This is a genomic window from Bradyrhizobium guangxiense (assembly GCF_004114915.1).
In the GTDB taxonomy this organism is placed as follows: domain Bacteria; phylum Pseudomonadota; class Alphaproteobacteria; order Rhizobiales; family Xanthobacteraceae; genus Bradyrhizobium; species Bradyrhizobium guangxiense.
On record NZ_CP022219.1, the window covers coordinates 6,042,760 to 6,057,128 of the forward strand.

At 65.3% G+C, this 14,369-nt stretch carries 15 protein-coding genes; 5 read left to right on the forward strand and 10 right to left on the reverse strand.

The genetic code is table 11. The features are described 5' to 3' along the window. Together X268_RS28965 and X268_RS28975 are read left to right on the forward strand one after the other, a co-directional pair. Positions 1 to 702: an SDR family NAD(P)-dependent oxidoreductase gene (locus X268_RS28965; RefSeq protein WP_128928098.1), complete on the forward strand. Its 702-nt coding sequence runs from the start codon at positions 1 to 3 to the stop codon at positions 700 to 702. Positions 703 to 831: 129 nt separating this feature from the next. Beyond that, positions 832 to 1,662 carry an enoyl-CoA hydratase gene (locus X268_RS28975; protein ID WP_128928099.1) on the forward strand — a complete coding sequence of 277 codons (831 nt, stop codon included), beginning with the start codon at positions 832 to 834 and terminating at the stop codon, positions 1,660 to 1,662. A gap of 73 nt (positions 1,663 to 1,735) precedes the next feature. Here the strand turns inward: X268_RS28975 and X268_RS28980 are convergent, their stop codons facing one another. Next, positions 1,736 to 2,359: a GNAT family N-acetyltransferase gene (locus X268_RS28980; RefSeq protein WP_128928100.1), complete on the reverse strand. Its 624-nt coding sequence runs from the start codon at positions 2,357 to 2,359 to the stop codon at positions 1,736 to 1,738. Positions 2,360 to 2,426: 67 nt separating this feature from the next. Then, entirely contained in the window at positions 2,427 to 2,630 is a 204-nt protein-coding gene (locus X268_RS28985) for a DUF1127 domain-containing protein (RefSeq protein WP_128928101.1), read from the reverse strand. Between the two features lie 110 nt (positions 2,631 to 2,740). On the opposite strand from X268_RS28985, the gene X268_RS28990 reads away from it, so the two are divergent. Together X268_RS28990 and tcuC are read left to right on the forward strand one after the other, a co-directional pair. Beyond that, the gene (locus X268_RS28990) at positions 2,741 to 3,640 is read left to right on the forward strand and encodes a transcriptional regulator GcvA (RefSeq protein ID WP_128928102.1); all 900 of its coding nucleotides are present in this window, start codon (positions 2,741 to 2,743) and stop codon (positions 3,638 to 3,640) included. A gap of 142 nt (positions 3,641 to 3,782) precedes the next feature. After that, positions 3,783 to 5,132, forward strand: coding sequence for an MFS transporter (tcuC, locus tag X268_RS28995; RefSeq protein WP_128928103.1), 1,350 nt, complete (start codon positions 3,783 to 3,785; stop codon positions 5,130 to 5,132). A gap of 55 nt (positions 5,133 to 5,187) precedes the next feature. On the opposite strand, the gene X268_RS29000 is transcribed toward tcuC, so the two are convergent. From X268_RS29000 to X268_RS29010, 3 genes are read right to left on the reverse strand one after another with little or no spacing between them, the layout of a single operon-like run. Further along, positions 5,188 to 5,601 (reverse strand): Rieske (2Fe-2S) protein, encoded by a 414-nt coding sequence (locus X268_RS29000; protein ID WP_128928104.1) that lies wholly within the window; start codon positions 5,599 to 5,601, stop codon positions 5,188 to 5,190. Further along, positions 5,601 to 6,710: an amidohydrolase family protein gene (locus X268_RS29005; RefSeq protein ID WP_128928105.1), complete on the reverse strand. Its 1,110-nt coding sequence runs from the start codon at positions 6,708 to 6,710 to the stop codon at positions 5,601 to 5,603. The genes X268_RS29000 and X268_RS29005 overlap by 1 nt, the downstream gene beginning before the upstream one ends. Before the next feature lie 25 nt (positions 6,711 to 6,735). Further along, a complete protein-coding gene (locus tag X268_RS29010) occupies positions 6,736 to 7,794 on the reverse strand; it encodes an amidohydrolase family protein (protein WP_128928106.1) in 1,059 nt (352 codons plus the stop codon). Between the two features lie 142 nt (positions 7,795 to 7,936). Here X268_RS29010 and X268_RS29015 point away from each other — a divergent pair, with 142 nt between their 5' ends. Then, the gene (locus tag X268_RS29015; RefSeq protein ID WP_128928107.1) at positions 7,937 to 8,419 is read left to right on the forward strand and encodes a CinA family protein; all 483 of its coding nucleotides are present in this window, start codon (positions 7,937 to 7,939) and stop codon (positions 8,417 to 8,419) included. A gap of 158 nt (positions 8,420 to 8,577) precedes the next feature. Here the strand turns inward: X268_RS29015 and X268_RS29020 are convergent, their stop codons facing one another. The 5 genes from X268_RS29020 to X268_RS29040 form a co-directional block, all read right to left on the reverse strand. Further along, positions 8,578 to 8,859: a DUF1488 family protein gene (locus X268_RS29020; protein ID WP_128928108.1), complete on the reverse strand. Its 282-nt coding sequence runs from the start codon at positions 8,857 to 8,859 to the stop codon at positions 8,578 to 8,580. A 130-nt stretch (positions 8,860 to 8,989) separates the two neighbouring features. After that, positions 8,990 to 9,604, reverse strand: a complete 615-nt coding sequence (locus X268_RS29025) for a tetratricopeptide repeat protein (protein WP_128928109.1) — start codon at positions 9,602 to 9,604, stop codon at positions 8,990 to 8,992. A gap of 118 nt (positions 9,605 to 9,722) precedes the next feature. Continuing rightward, the gene (locus tag X268_RS29030) at positions 9,723 to 11,192 is read right to left on the reverse strand and encodes an AMP nucleosidase (protein WP_164937978.1); all 1,470 of its coding nucleotides are present in this window, start codon (positions 11,190 to 11,192) and stop codon (positions 9,723 to 9,725) included. A gap of 91 nt (positions 11,193 to 11,283) precedes the next feature. Beyond that, a complete protein-coding gene (locus tag X268_RS29035; RefSeq protein WP_128928111.1) occupies positions 11,284 to 12,618 on the reverse strand; it encodes an HlyD family type I secretion periplasmic adaptor subunit in 1,335 nt (444 codons plus the stop codon). Continuing rightward, positions 12,615 to 14,363 (reverse strand): type I secretion system permease/ATPase, encoded by a 1,749-nt coding sequence (locus X268_RS29040; RefSeq protein ID WP_128928112.1) that lies wholly within the window; start codon positions 14,361 to 14,363, stop codon positions 12,615 to 12,617. Before X268_RS29040 ends, X268_RS29035 begins: the two co-directional genes overlap by 4 nt. Positions 14,364 to 14,369 lie beyond the last annotated feature (6 nt).

A 14,369-nucleotide genomic window follows, 5' to 3' on the forward strand; every position in this document is an offset into this window, starting at 1 on the left:
ATGGAACATCCCAAATACAAGATCGCCCTCATCGTCGGCGCCGGCGAAGGACTGAGCGCGTCATTGGCGCGCTTGCTTGCCGCCCAAGGCATTCGCGTTGCGCTGGCTGCGCGGAAGATCGAGAAGCTCGGCGCGCTCTGCAGCGAGACCGGCGCGAAGGCCTATGCCTGCAACGCCACCGAGCCTGACGAGGTCGAGCGCCTGTTCGGGCTGGTCGAGCGCGAGATCGGCTCGCCCGATCTCGTCGTCTACAACGCCAGCGGCCGGACGCGCGGGCCGTTCGTCGATCTCGTCCCGGCCGACGTCGCCAATGCGATCGCAGTCAGCGCCTATGGCGGCTTCCTGGTGGCGCAGCAGGCCGCAAAACGCATGCTGCCGAACAGGCACGGCGCGATCCTGTTCACCGGCGCTTCGGCCAGCGTCAAGGGCTATGCGCAATCGGCCTCGTTCGCGATGGGCAAGTTCGCGCTGCGCGGACTGGCGCAGAGCCTGGCGCGCGAATTGTCGCCGCAGGGCATCCACGTCGCGCATTTCGTGATCGACGGCGGCATCCGCAGCGCGGCCCGCGCGGAAGCGGCGGACAAGCCCGATTCGATGCTCGATCCTGATGCGATTGCGCTGAGCTATTGGAACGTGTTGCAGCAGCCGCGCAGCGCCTGGAGCTGGGAGCTGGAGCTGCGGCCCTGGGTGGAGAAGTTTTGAATTGAGTTCGTCATTCCGGGGCGGTCCGCAGGACCGAACTATGGTGCGCAGTTGCGCACCTGAGAATCTCGAGATTCCGGGTTCGATGCTTCGCATCGCCCCGGAACGACAACAAAATGGGAAGGCGACATGACCAGCGGAACCACCATCGATACCGGCACCAACGAGCTCCTCTGCGTCATCCGCGACCGCGTCGCGATCATCACGCTGAACCGGCCGGAAGCGCGCAACTCGCTGTCGGACGCGCTGACGCCGGCCCTGCGCAGCATGATCCGGAGCTGCGGCGAGAACCCCGAGGTCGGCGCGCTGCTGCTCACCGGCGCGGGCGAAGCTTTCTGTGCCGGCGGCAACGTCAAGGGCATGGGCGCGCATCGCGACCCGAAGAAGCTGGAAATGTCGCTGGACGACCGCATCGCCGACCTCCAGGAGCGGCAGCGGCTGCTGACCGGCGCGCTGGTGTCGGTACGCAAGCCGACCATCGCCGCGCTGCCCGGCCCGGCGGTCGGCGCCGGGCTTGCCATCGCCATGGCCTGCGACATCCGCATCGCCGCGCAATCGGCCTTCGTTGCCACCGGCTATGCCCGCATCGCGCTGTCGGGCGATTACGGCATCGCCTGGTTGCTGACGCGCCTCGTCGGCACCGCGCGGGCGCGCGAATTGATGTTCACCGGCGATCGCGTCGACGCCACGCGCGCCGAAGCGATCGGCCTCGTCAACCGCGTCGTGCCTGACGACAAGCTGCAGGCCGAAGCTTTCGCCTTGGCAAGGTCGCTCGCCGAAGGCCCGCGCCTTGCGCTGCGATACATGAAGGACAATCTCGACGAGGCCGTGCTGTTCGACTTCGAGACCGCGCGCGACCATGAGGCCGAGCGGCTGGGGCGCCTGACCACGACCGCCGACCACAAGGAGGCCGTGCAGGCCTTCATCGAGAAGCGCAAGGCGGTTTTTACCGGGAAGTAGACGTTGGTCTGTAACCCGGACCAAGCGCAAAAAAATGCCCGGCGCTGGGTGACCAGGCCGGGCTTGCAGTGTGTCAGGCCGAGGCTGAGGGGCGTTCGGCCTGACGGGAAAGGGCGGCGAGGCGCCAGCTCGCGCAGGGAATGTCTCGCGGTGCGACCGCGATCTCCTTGTCGAAGCGCACCAGCTTCCAATCGTCGGGATGATTGACGAAGGCGAAGCCGGACTTGCGTGCGAGCGAGACCATGGCCTCATTGGAGCGCAGCGTGTCGCCGAACATGTGCTCGGCTCGAAGCGCGGCCGCGCGGCATTCGAGATTCTTCATCAGCGCGGTGGCGATGCCATGGCCCTGCCAGCGGTCGTCGACCGACAGGCCGAATTCGAGCGTCGCGGTTTCCGCATGCAGCGCGTAGCGCGCTTCGGCCACGATGGTCTCGAAGCCGTCGATCATCATGGTCGCCACGATCGTGAAGCGATCGCGCTCGCCCACCTCGAGGAAATCGTGCAGCAGGCCCTTCGGCAATTCGCTGATGGCGCCGAAGAACCGGTTGTAGCGAGAGCGGGTCGAGAGCGAGCGGAAATAGTGCTGCAGCTCGTCGGTGTCGCGCGGCTCGACGAAACGGACATTGAGCGCCTCGCCGTGCCGGGTGCGCAGTGCGTCCGAATATTGCTTCAGGTCTTCGAGGCGAAGAGTGCTCATGACACATGCCATACGGAAAGGGACCGCCGGCGCCCCTGAGGTCAGGCGGCGCCGGCCTGGCGGCCAATCAGGCCCGCCAGAAGGGTTTGTCGGCTTCAAAGGCGATATCGGACCAGGACAGTCCGACGTCGTGGAGATCGCGCGCGGTCCATTGCGTGAGCTCGCGCCGGGTCCGGTAGCGCTCATGCCACAGGTGAAGCGTCTCGCCGATCTGCTCGATCAGCCCTGGCGCATGATGATTTGTCATCGAGTTGTGGGTCAAAGTGGACATTTTCAGCTCCTGGAGCTAACTTGACCGCGAATATCTGCTTCTTATTGCACCGCGACAAACGACAATTTGTACCTTTTCGCATGAAATAACGTCATGTATCCTGCTGCCAAATGACTGCCAGATTGCCGTCCCTGAACGGATTGCGGGCGTTCGAGGCCGCTGCGCGCCACCTCAGCTTCACGCTGGCGGCCGCCGAGCTGAACGTGACGCAGACCGCGATCAGCCATCAGATCCGAAGGCTCGAGGAGGAGCTCGGTATCCGCCTGTTCATCCGGCAAAACCGCGCGCTGGCGCTGACGCCGGAGGCGCGCGACTACCTCCCGGGCGTCCGCGCCGCCTTCAACGACCTGCGCCTGGCGACCGACCGGCTGTTGCGCAAGGACGACGACAAGGTGCTGACGGTCTCGACGCTGGCCTCGCTCGCCGCAAAATGGCTGCTGCCGCGGCTGGCGGGTTTCCAGGAGCAACATCCCGGCATCGATGTCCGCATCACCACCTCCACCAGCCTGGTCGACTTCCAGCGCGACAATGTCGACGCTGCGATCCGCTACGGCCGCGGCCAGTGGCCGGGCCTGCGCGCCGACTGGCTGATGGCGGATGAGTTGTTTCCGGTGTGCAGTCCTTCGCTGCTGCGCGGCGACAAGCCGCTGCGCCGGCCGGAAGATCTGCGTAGCCACGCATTGCTGCACACCTCGAACGCCAACAGCGACGACTGGCGGCTATGGCTCACCGCGGCCGGCCTGCCGGCCGACATCGCGCGGCATCCCGGCATCACCTTCGACATGATCTTCATGACCATCCAGGCCGCGATCGACGGCATCGGCGTCGCGATGGGACGGACATCCTATGTCCGCGACGACATTGCGAAGGGCCGGCTCGTGGTGCCCTTCAAGATCGCGCTGCCCACGGACGCCGGCTTCTACCTAGTCGCCCCGGAAGGCCATCGGGAGCCGCCAAAGCTGGCGGCGTTCCGCCAATGGCTGATTGCTGCAACGCAAAATAAAGCCTGAAGAATCAGCAGCTTCTTCCGCAAAACGGATTGACTCGCCCCGCCTCGCGCGGGAAGGGGTGTGACAGATTGTCGCAGCATCAACCTGTCGCCTTGCCGTGAATGGGTCCCGGTCCGGCCACGTCTTGAAGGGGAGCAACGCCATGGCTGGACCAGCCACCTCAACTAATTCGCCCGCAATCAAGTCGCGCATCGGTGCGATCCTGCGTGCCACGAGCGGCAATTTCCTCGAGCAGTTCGACTTCTTCCTGTTCGGCTTCTATGCCGCCGCGATCGGCAAGGCGTTCTTCCCGTCCAGCAACGAGACGGCGTCGCTGCTCAACACCTTCGGCGTGTTCTGGCTCGGCGCCTTGATGCGTCCGGTCGGCGCCATCGTGCTCGGGGCCTATATCGACCGCATCGGCCGCCGCCAGGGCCTGATCGTCACGCTCGGCATCATGGCGTTCGGCACCGTCGTGATCGCATTATGCCCGAGCTATGCGACCATCGGCATCGCCGCGCCGATCATCGTGCTGATCGGCCGCCTGCTGCAAGGCTTCTCCGCCGGCGTCGAGCTTGGCGGCGTGTCGGTGTATCTGGCCGAAATCTCGACGCCCGGCAATCGCGGCTTCTACACCTCGTTCCAGTCGTCGAGCCAGCAGGTCGCGATCTTCGTCGCCTCGATCCTCGGCTACCTGCTGTCCGAAGTGATGCCGGCCGACACCGTCGCCGCTTGGGGCTGGCGCATTCCATTCTTCGTCGGTTGCCTCATCATTCCCCTGATCTTCGTGCTGCGGCGGACGCTGGAGGAGACGCCGGCCTTCCTCGCCATGAAGAAGCATCCGACTGCTCGCGAGGTGTTCGCCTCCGCGCTCGCCAACTGGCGCATCGTCGTGCTCGGCATGATGATCGCGATCCTGACCACGACGACGTTCTACTTCGTCACGGTGTACACCCCGACCTTCGGCAAGACCGTCCTGAAGCTGTCGACGCAGGACGCGTTGCTGGTCACATTGCTGGTCGCCGTCACCAATTTCATCTGGAATCCGGTCGGCGGCGCGCTGTCCGACCGCATCGGCCGCAAGCCGGTGCTGCTCGTCATCGCGAGCCTTTCGCTCGTCACCGCTTATCCGGCGCTGCACTGGCTGGTGGCGGCGCCGACCTTCGGCAAGCTGCTCGCGGTCGAGATGATGTTCTCGTTCTATTTCGGCGTCTACAGCGGCACCATGCTGGGCGCGCTGGTCGAGATCGTGCCGGCGCATGTGCGCACCACCTGCTTCTCGCTCGCCTTCGCGCTCGCCGCCGCCCTGTTCGGCACATTCACCCCGTTCGCCTCGACCTGGCTGATCGAGCGCACCGGCGACAAGGCTTCGCCCGGCTTCTGGCTGATGTTCGCAGCACTGCTCGGCATCATCGCGGCCTCGACGGTGTATCGCGGCGGTGGCAAGGCGGTGCCGACCTATGATGCGGTGCCGACCTATGATGCGGTGCCGGAGCCGGTAGCGGGGCATTGAGGCGGGTGTCATTCCGGGGCGCCTCGAAGAGGCGAGCCCGGAATGACGACGGAGGCTACAGCTCCACCACCACGTAGTCGCTCTCGACCTTCACGGGAATCGTCTCGGCGACATACGGTCCCTTCACCACACTGGCGCCGGGCTCGACATGGGCCGGATAGGCCTTGACGCGGAAACGACGGGGATCGCAATAGGATTGGCCGGTGCGGATGTCGAACTCCCAGCCGTGCCAGGGGCAGCGGATGATCTCGCCGAGCTTGGTGTATTCGATCTCGCCGGGATCCTTCGACTGCGCGAGCCCGATCAGCGGCCCCTCGCACAGCGCCGCGCCCTGATGCGGGCAGCGATTCATCAGGCCGAAATATTCGCCCTTGATGTTGAAGACGGCGATCGGCCGCCCATCGATCTCCAGAAATTTTCGCGTGCCCGGCGGAAGCTCGTCGACCGGCGCGATGACGTGTCTTGCCATCAGCAAACGCCGTACAATTTCTTCGCGTTGCCGAGATAGAACGCCTCGCGATTGGCTTCGCTGACGCCGGCCGGCAAGACGCGCGACGGCTCGTCATAGTCCCAATGCGGATAGTCGGTGGCGAACAGCAGACGGTCCCAGCCGATCCAGTTGATCACGTCGAACAGATCCTCCCGCCGCTCCGGATCCTCCATCGGCTGCGTCGTCCACCACACCTGCTCGCGGATATATTCCGACGGCGGCCGCTTCACATGCGGCACCTCGCTGCGCAGGCGCTGCCAGGCCTTGTCGAGCCGCCAGCAGAGCGACGGCGCCCAGCCGAAGCCGGCCTCGATCATCACCATCTTCAGTTTCGGGAAGCGCTCGAACACTCCCTCCAAAACCAGACTCGCCAGCGCCGATTGCTGGCACTGCGAATGCCCGACCATCTCCTCGATGTAATAAGACGGCCAGCCCGACGGCGTGATCGGGTTACCGCCGAACCCGAAAGCGTGAACGCCGACCGGGAGCCCCGCTTCTTCCGCGGCCTGGTAGATCGGCCAATAGCGGCGCTGGCCGAGCGGCTCGACGTTGCGGCTGAGCAGCAGCACCTGCACGAAATTCTTGTCGCCGGCGCGCTCGCGGATTTCGGCAGCGGCCGACAGCCCGTCCTCATTGCCGACCACGATCGAGGCCTTCAACCGCTTGTCCTTGCTGGTCCATTTGTCGATCTGCCAGTCGTTGATCGCCGAGCACAGAGCGGCCGAGAGCTCGTGATTGCGGATGCCCTGCCCGGTGCCCAGCGGATTGAGCACGCCCAGCTGCACGTTGTTGGGATCGAGCAGCTGCTTCTGCATGAAGGACAGCGAGGAGCCCTGCGGTCCCCCTTCCGGCGGCCAGGCATCGCGGCGCGAGGCATTGGGCTGGGCCTTCGGATAGGGCGGGCCTTCCATCATGCCCTGATAGGCATGGACGCCGTAGACTTCGAGATGATGCTGCCAGCGTTTGGCGAGGTAGGGATAGAGCTCGGTGCGGGCGGCGCGCGCCGGGTGGATGTCGCAGTCCGCGATTGCGGTTTTGACGGTCAGCGGGGAAGCGGCTTCTTGGTTCTCGCGGAACTGGATGTTCATCGCCTTGCCTCCTTTGGCAGCGGGCTCATGTCAGGCGGGGATAGGTTGCATGCGGATTGTCGATCATGATCTTGCGCACGAGATCGGGGGACAGACCTTCGGGCAGCGCGTCCTGGCCGTCGAACTGCCAGTGCGGATAGTCCGTGGAGAATAGGACCAATTCGTCGGACTGCATATGATCAAACAGGCGATTTAATGTCGCCTCGTTCGGCGGCGCATCAAATGGCTGTAACGAGAAACGGATGTTGCTGCGCACAATGTCCAGCGGCGCGCGATCCACCCACGGCGTCTCCATCCGCACCCCGCGCCAGAATTTGTGCAGCCGCCAGAGATAAGGCGAGATCCAGGAGACGCCCGACTCCAGCAGCACCATTTTCAGGCGCGGATATTTGGCGAACACGCCCTCGACGATCAGGCTGGTGAGCTGGGTCTGGAACGCCTGGGCCTGACCGACATAGTCCTCGATGTGATAGGAACCCCACCCCACGGCGGTCGGGGGATTGTGATAGGCGGAACCGGCGTGGACGCCGACCGGCAGATTCAGTCGTTCCGCGGCTTCATAGATCGGCCACAGCGCGCGCTTGCCGAGCGGCGTGTCGCCCATGACCAGCATCAGCACCTGAACGAAGCGCTGGTCCTGCGCGCAGCGCTCGATCTCGGCGACGGCCTTCTCGACACTCTGCGTCGGGATCACGATCGAGCCGCGCAGCCGCGCGTCGCGGTCGAGCCATTCCTTTGCCAGCCAATCGTTCAGCGCGCGGCAGAAAGCGGCCTGCATGTCTTCCGAAAACACCATCTGCACACCGTAGAGCGGGTTGCAGATGGCATAGTCGAGCTTGAAGCCATCGAGCACGTGACGCTGCATGTCCGTCAGGCTCTCGCCGGGCTTGCCGCTCTCGGGGCGCCAGTCGGGCCGCGCCGTGATCGGCGAATTCTGCGGATAGGATTGCGAGATAAGATCGACCATGCCGCGGGTCGTCACCTGATCGCGCCAATAGTCGTTCAGGTACGGCAGCAGGCTGGTCAGATGCGGCACGGCCGGATGCACATCGCAATCCACGCCGCCGGCGATCAGGGACGCCATCACGTCTCCTTCACGTTTCCTCGTATGTCTGGTCTTTCCCCCGCCATTGAAGCAGGCCTGCCCGCCGCCCGCAACTCGGCCAAGCGTCCTGCCATATGCTAGGAAGGCTGAGCTCGGTTGCGAAGGAATGAGAGGTTACGAAATGAAAGAGCTCGTCGGCATTGCGGAACAGGTCGCCGCCAAACTGATCGCGCGCAAGCAGACCATTGCGGTGGCCGAATCCTCCGCCGGCGGCCTGATCGCGGCCAGCCTGCTTGCGGTGCCCGGCGCATCCGCCTATTTCCTCGGCGGCGCGGTGGTCTATACCCGCGATGCCAGGCGCGTGCTGATGGATATTTCGGACGAAGGAATGAAGGGCTTTCGGTCCTCGTCGGAGCCTTACGCGCGACTGCTGGCCGAGCGGATGCGAACGCGCTTCGACAGCGACTGGGGGCTGTCCGAGACCGGCGCAGCCGGCCCCACCGGCAACCGCTATGGCGATGCCGCCGGCCACAGCTGCATGGCGGTTGCGGGACCCGCGTCAGAGGTGATGACGCTGGAGACGAGTGACAATGACCGCTTCGGCAACATGCAAATGTTCGCAGCGACGGCGCTGAAATTGTTGCTGAGGAAGCTGGAGGGGTGATCCGTCATCCTGAGGTGCGAAACACGTGGCGCAGCGCGCCAGGTGGCGAGCCTCGAAGGATGGACGGCCGAGATGCTGCCGGGCCGTCGCCCTTCGAGGGCCGCTGAAGAAGCGGCCACCTCAGGGTGACGGTGAGAGATTTGTACCCGCGGCCCACTTCAATCTCGCCTTCCCAAATGCCGCATGAAGATCCGCACCACATAGCCCTGAAACCGCGGTGCTTCGTCGTAGAGATCTGACGCGATCCGCTCGATGGTCTCGCGCAGCGACAGGAACTGCGCCTGCCGCGCGCTGCTTTCGGTTCCCTGCATACCGGCGAGCTCATCCATCGCGGCGTCGCTGATCTGGCACTGCACGACCTCGTCGTCGTTCAGCATGGTGAAGCGAAACGCCAGCCGTTCGAGATCGTGGCCGATGATCTTGTCGCGCGTCAGCGGCATCCAATTATCCCGTTCGTCCCCGAACGGGACAATGCTGAAAATCTGACGCCTTGTCACTATCCGCGCATGGACATCGCAGGCATCCGAAGCCCCTCGGTAGGGCGTCTCGATGAAGCGCTGCTCTCCGGCTTCAATAGACGAGCGCCGTGCCGGTCGGCCTGTCGAGCGCCGCGGCCAACGATCGATACTCCTCGCAATTCGTCCCGCAAATGGATGCGATGCGCTCGAGGTGATAGAGCGCCTGCTCGCGATTGCCGCGCTCCAGCTGCCACAGGCCGTAATATTGCCACGTCAGCACGTGGTTCGGGTCCGCCTTCAATGCGCGCTCATACCAGAGCTGCGACTGCTCGTAATCACCGAGCTTGCGATAGGAGTAGCCGATGAGGTTGGCGACGTTCGGATGGTCGTCATGCCCGAGCGACCTCAGTTGCGCGATCGCGGCCGCATAGTCGTTGCGCTCATAGATGGTGTCATAGGCCATGCGATAGCCGGCCGCGAATGCGGGATCGCCGATGCCGGACTGGTTGTTCGGCTTCTTGCCTTTCTGGCTCGCCTTGGCACCCGGGCGTTTCGGATAGGCCGGCTGCGGCTTCTGATCCGAATAGGCCCCGGCGTACGGATCGGTGGAACTGACGCCGCCCCCTCCTCCGCCCCCCCCGCCTCCGCCGGCGGCAAATGCCGGCGAGCTCAACAGGGCGGCCGCGAATGCACCCAATACGGCGCGTCTGATCATCGCTGCGATCATGTCTGCCTCTACTGTTTCAAGCGGCCCCGGACGAATTGATAACCCTGCCTCGGCAGCATTATTCCGGGACGCTGCGCTTGCGGAGGCACCAGCATTCGTACGGCAGCTCCGGTGACCTTTATTGGAAGGCCACCTCGGCGAAGCTGCGGAGCTTTCGCGAATGCAGCCGCTCCGATTCCTGCTGCTTGAGACGCTCCAGCGCCTTGAGGCCGATCTCGAGATGCTGGCCGACGCGGCGGCGGTAGAATTCGCTGGCCATGCCCGCAAGCTTGATCTCGCCGTGCAGCGGCTTGTCGGAGACGCACAACAGGGTGCCGTAGGGCACGCGGAAGCGGTAGCCGTTGGCGGCGATCGCGGCCGATTCCATGTCGAGCGCAACCGCGCGCGACTGTGACAGGCGGCGGATCACCCCAGGTCCGGAGATCTCCCAATTGCGGTTGTCGACGCTCGCCACCGTCCCGGTGCGCATCAGACGCTTGAGCTCGAAGCCTTCGAGCCCCGTGACGTCCTCGACCGCCTCCTCGAGCGCGACCTGCATCTCGGCGAGCGCCGGTATCGGCACCCACAGCGGCAGCTCGCGGTCGAGCACGTGGTCCTCGCGCACATAGCCGTGCGCGAGCACGTAATCGCCGAGCCGCTGCGTGTTGCGCAGGCCGGCGCAGTGACCGAGCATCAGCCAGGCATGCGGGCGCAGCACGGCGACGTGGTCGGTGACGTTGCGCGCGTTGGAGGGACCGGTGCCGATGTTGATCAACGTGATGCCGCGATAGTCGGGTGCGACCAGATGGAAGGCCGGCATCTGCGGCCCGCGCACCGGCGCGGTGCCGCTGGTGGTGCCGCCGCTGCGCGTGATGACATTGCCCGGCGCGACAAAGGCGTCGAGGCCGGCCTCACCCAACTGCAGCCGCTGCTGAGAGAGCTGCGCGAAGGCGTCGACATAAAACTGGTAGTTGGTGAAGATCACGAAGTTCTGGAAATATTCGGGATCGGTGCCGGTATAGTGATAGAGCCGGCGCAGCGAGTAGTCGACGCGGGCGGCGCGAAACAGCGACAGCGGCTCGGGCGCGCCGGGCCGCAGCTCGAAGGTGCCGTCGGCGATGGCGTCGTCCATGGTGGCGAGGTCAGGCACGTCGAACGCATCGCGCAGCGATCGCGTCACCGGCGAGTTCTCGCTGGTGGTGATGGCCGCCTCGATATTGATGTCGCGGCGGTAGGCGAAGTGAATCGGGATCGGCTCATTGGACTCGCCGATCTCGACGGGCACGCCGTGATTCTGGAGCAGCAATCCGATCTGCTCGACGAGATAGCTCCGGAACAGATCCGGCCGCGTCACGCTGGTCTCATGCACGCCGGGCCCGGCGACGAAACCGTAGGCGAGCCGCGAATCCAGCCGCGCATGCGTCGCGGTCGTGATGCGTACGAAGGGATAATAGGCACGCACCCGCGTCGTGATCGCCTCGCCGCCAACATAGGCCTCGAACCGGTCCCGCAGGAACTTGGTGTTGCGCTCGTAGATTTCTTCGAGGCGGGCAACGGCGAGCGACGCGTCGGAGAAGGATTCGGTGGCGATGGAGGGAGGAGATTGCATGGTTCGACCGCCGTGTTGCTGTTTGCCATCGCAGTATAGCAAACTGACAGCCAAGTCGTCATTGCGAGGTAAGATGACGCGCTTTCGCGCGTTACTTCTCGCGGAACGCGCGCATCAGCTGGTCGTGCAGCGGCTTCATCAGGTAGGACAGCATGGTGCGATCGCCGGTCTGGACGAACGCTTCCACGGGCATACCGGGGATCAGCTTGACGTCGCCGAGACGGGCGACTTCTTCGGCCGGCATCGAGACGCGGATGGTGTAGTAGCTCTGGCCGGTGCGCTGGTCGGTGGTGACGTCGGGGGAGACGCGGCTGACGAGGCCGTTGAGCTCGGGCGTGGTGCGCTGGTTGAACGCGGAGAGACGCAGCAGCGTCTTCTGGCCGATCTGGAGCTTGTCGATGTCGACCGGATTGACCTTGGCCTCGACCTGGAGATCGTCCGCCTGCGGCACGATCAGCATCAAGGTGTCGCCGGCGGTGACGACGCCGCCGACCGTGTGCACCGTCGACTGCAGCACCATGCCGTCTTGCGGCGCACGGATATCGACCCGGCGAAGCTGGTCTTCGGCCGCGACCTTGCGCTCGATCAGCTCCCCGATCTTGTCGTTGGTCTCGCGCAGATCCTTGGAGACCTCGCTGACCACATCCTTGTCGACCTGGATGATCTGCAGCTCGGTCTCGGTGATCTTGCCCTTGGCCTGGGCACGCGAGGCGATGTACTGCGCGCGCTCGCCGTTGAGGCGCGCCGAGTCGCGCTCGAGCTGGGTCAGGCGCGAGATCTGCACCAGACGCTTGTCGTAGAGCTCGCGCACGCCGGTGAGCTCGTTCTGCACCAGCGCGATCTCCTGGTCCTTGGCCTTCTCCTGGGCGCTGAGACCCGCGATTTCCTCGTTGAGCTGCGTGATGCGCTCGCGCAGCTGCGCCTTCTGCCCGGTGCGACCGTTGACGCGGACGTCGAACAGCTTGGTTTCGGCGGAGAGCAGCAGCTTGACGTCGGGATCGCTGGCGCGCTCGAGCAGGGCTTGCGGAAACTCGATCTTGTCGACACCGCGCTGCTCGGCCTGCAATCGCGCCGCACGCGCCTGAGCGGCGTCGAGATTCTTGGTGACGATGGCAAGGTTGGCCCTGGTGACGGTGTCGTGGAGCCGCACCACGATGTCGCCGGACTTGACCAGGTCGCCGTCGCGGGCGCGGACCTCGCCGACCACGCCGCCGGTCGGATGCTGCACCTTCTTGACGTTGGATTCGACCACGATCTGGCCCGGCGCGATCAGCGCGCCCGAGATCAGCACGGTCGAGGCCCAGCCGCCGAGACCGACCGCCAGGACCAGCACGATGCCAAGCCCGAGCAGCAGGTGAAACTTGATGGATTCGCGCACGGTCTTCTTCGCGGCAGGCTTCGGGCCGCCGATGGCCATCGTGCTCATGGCTTTGCTACTCCGCCCTCGCTGACGATTTTGATCGGTGCCGGCGGCGTCACACGCGGCTGCAGCACCTGGGCGAGCACCTGCTCCTTCGGACCGAACGCCTGCATGCGGCCGTCGCGCAGCACCAGGATCTGGTCGACCGCCTCGACGCCGATCGGACGGTGCGCCACCACGACGACGATGGCGCCGCGCTCGCGCGCCGAGCGGACGGCACGCGTCAGCGCCTCATCGCCTTCGGTGTCGAGATTGGAGTTGGGCTCGTCGAGGACGATCAGGAAGGGGTTGCCGTAGAGCGCGCGCGCCAGCGCCACACGCTGCGCTTGGCCAGCGGACAGCGCAGCGCCCTGCTCGCCGACTTGCGTATTGTAGCCCTCGCGCATCTTGATGATCATCTCGTGCACGCCGGCTTGCTTTGCCGCCGCGATAATGCTCTCGGACGTGGCCTCGGGATCGAACCGGCTGATGTTCTGCGCGATGGTGCCGCCGAACAATTCGACGTCCTGCGGCAGATAGCCGATGTGCCGGCCGAGCATGTCGGAGGACCATTGATCGAGCGCCGCGCCGTCGAGCCGCACCTTGCCGCGCACCGGCTGCCAGACCCCGACCAGCGCGCGGATCAGCGACGACTTGCCCGAGCCGCTCGGGCCGATCACGCCGAGGCCGTTGCCCGCGGCGAGCGCGAAGCTGATGTCCTGCACGATGAGACGCTGGTCGCCCGGCGGCACCATGGCGACGCCTTCGACCGAGAGCCGGCTCGAGGGCGCCTGCAACTGGGTCGGAATGGTCTGCGCCGGGATCTGCTCCAGCAGGCGCGTGAGGCGCTGCCAGCTCTGGCGTGCGGCGACGAAGGATTTCCAATGCGCAATGGCGAGATCGACGGGCGCCAGCGCGCGGGCGGAGAGGATCGAACCGGCGATGATGATGCCGGCGGTCGCCTCCTGGTGGATGACGAGATAGGCGCCGACCGCGAGCACGGCCGATTGCAGCATCATGCGCAGCACCTTTGCAACCGCCCCTAAGCCGCCGGCGACGTCGCTGGCGCGCTGATTGCCGGCGAGATATCGCTCGTTGGCCTCGCTCCAACGCTGGTTCATCCGGCCGGCCATGCCCATGGACACCATGACTTCGGCGTTACGGCGGCTGGCCTGGGCGAGATCGTTGCGCTGGGCGGCAAGGCCCATCGCCTCCTTCGCCGGCTGGCGCGACATGAACTCGGTGACCAGCGTCAGCCCGACCAGGATGAAGGCGCCGACCAATGCGGTGACGCCGATCATGACGTGGAAGGCGAAACAGATGGCGAGGTACAGCGGCAGCCAGGGCAGGTCGAAGAAGGCACTCGGGCCCATGCCGCCGAGGAAGGAGCGGACATTGTCGAGATCGCGCAGCGGCTGCAGACCTTCGTTGCGGTTGCCGACCAGGAGCGGCAGGCGCACGATGGTGTCGAACACGCGCTTGTTGAGGGCCTCATCGAGCGCGGTGCCGATCCGCCCCAGGATCCGGTTGCGGATCATGTCGAGCACGCCCTGCGCCATGTAGAGGAAGCTGGCGAGGATGATCAGGCCGACCAGGGTCGGGACGCTGCGGCTCGGCAGCACCCGGTCGTAGACCTCCAGCATGAAGATCGACCCGGTCAGATAGAGCAGGTTGATCATGCAGCTCATCAAGCCGACGCCGACAAACGCCGTGCGACATGCGCGCAAGGCGTCACCGAGCTCTGAACGGCGGACGCCGGGACCGGCTGCCATCAGTCT

Excerpts from the sequence above, each read along its gene's own strand:
- X268_RS29035 (WP_128928111.1), bottom strand. The coding sequence starts at position 12,618 with ATGAGCACGATGGCCATCGGCGGCCCGAAGCCTGCCGCGAAGAAGACC.
- X268_RS29025 (WP_128928109.1), bottom strand. The coding sequence starts at position 9,604 with ATGATCGCAGCGATGATCAGACGCGCCGTATTGGGTGCATTCGCGGCC.
- X268_RS29030 (WP_164937978.1), bottom strand. The coding sequence starts at position 11,192 with ATGCAATCTCCTCCCTCCATCGCCACCGAATCCTTCTCCGACGCGTCG.
- X268_RS29015 (WP_128928107.1), top strand. The coding sequence starts at position 7,937 with ATGAAAGAGCTCGTCGGCATTGCGGAACAGGTCGCCGCCAAACTGATC.
- X268_RS28985 (WP_128928101.1), bottom strand. The coding sequence starts at position 2,630 with ATGTCCACTTTGACCCACAACTCGATGACAAATCATCATGCGCCAGGG.
- X268_RS29010 (WP_128928106.1), bottom strand. The coding sequence starts at position 7,794 with ATGGCGTCCCTGATCGCCGGCGGCGTGGATTGCGATGTGCATCCGGCC.
- X268_RS29020 (WP_128928108.1), bottom strand. The coding sequence starts at position 8,859 with ATGCCGCTGACGCGCGACAAGATCATCGGCCACGATCTCGAACGGCTG.
- X268_RS29040 (WP_128928112.1), bottom strand. The coding sequence starts at position 14,363 with ATGGCAGCCGGTCCCGGCGTCCGCCGTTCAGAGCTCGGTGACGCCTTG.
- X268_RS28975 (WP_128928099.1), top strand. The coding sequence starts at position 832 with ATGACCAGCGGAACCACCATCGATACCGGCACCAACGAGCTCCTCTGC.
- tcuC (WP_128928103.1), top strand. The coding sequence starts at position 3,783 with ATGGCTGGACCAGCCACCTCAACTAATTCGCCCGCAATCAAGTCGCGC.
- X268_RS28990 (WP_128928102.1), top strand. The coding sequence starts at position 2,741 with ATGACTGCCAGATTGCCGTCCCTGAACGGATTGCGGGCGTTCGAGGCC.
- X268_RS28980 (WP_128928100.1), bottom strand. The coding sequence starts at position 2,359 with ATGAGCACTCTTCGCCTCGAAGACCTGAAGCAATATTCGGACGCACTG.
- X268_RS28965 (WP_128928098.1), top strand. The coding sequence starts at position 1 with ATGGAACATCCCAAATACAAGATCGCCCTCATCGTCGGCGCCGGCGAA.
- X268_RS29005 (WP_128928105.1), bottom strand. The coding sequence starts at position 6,710 with ATGAACATCCAGTTCCGCGAGAACCAAGAAGCCGCTTCCCCGCTGACC.
- X268_RS29000 (WP_128928104.1), bottom strand. The coding sequence starts at position 5,601 with ATGGCAAGACACGTCATCGCGCCGGTCGACGAGCTTCCGCCGGGCACG.